At 66.6% G+C, this 619-nt stretch carries 1 pseudogene; it reads right to left on the bottom strand.

The features are described 5' to 3' along the window. A pseudogene (locus tag H9626_RS15570) lies at positions 1-619 on the bottom strand (hypothetical protein); the annotation flags it as partial.

Genomic DNA, 619 nt, shown 5'->3' with positions numbered 1-619 from the left:
GCGCCCTGCAGCTCGGAGGCGGCGTCGGATCGGCGGCGCAGGATCGAATCGAGCATCACCGCGTCGGACGAGACCAGGAACGCGCGGTCGTTGATGCCGCCCAGATACAGACCGTTGAGCCTCTCCACGCGCGAGAGCGCCACATACCCCATGCCGGGCGCGAACGTCCGCCGCAAATCCATCACGGCCCGGTCCAGCGTCATGCCCTGCGACTTGTGGATCGTGATCGCCCACGCGCAGCGCAACGGCACCTGCTTGACGCTGGCGAGCACGGTCTCGCCGTCCATCATCTCCCAGGAGGCCTGCTTCATCGTCACGATATTGCCGTTCTCGAACTCCACGATCGGCCAGCCGCCCTTGGATTCGGGCGCGAACCCGCGCACCGTGCCAATCGACCCGTTGACGTACTGGTGGTCGGCGTCGTTGCGCAGCGGCATCACGGCGGCCCCGGTCTTCAATACCAGGTGCTCAGGCGCGAGCATGTTCTTCTTCAACCGGTCCACCAGATTGACAGGACCGGCCGACTCGGCGTAGAACTCGTGCTCGTCGTCCTCGATCTGCGCGAGCCGCAGGTCGTTCAGGCCGTCGGCCTGCCGGTTGACCGGGCACAGGTGCACGG

Source organism: Phocaeicola faecium (genome assembly GCF_014837055.1).
In the GTDB taxonomy this organism is placed as follows: Bacteria; Bacteroidota; Bacteroidia; order Bacteroidales; family Bacteroidaceae; genus Phocaeicola; species Phocaeicola gallinarum.
This window is presented reverse-complemented; position numbering and strand designations above follow the sequence as displayed.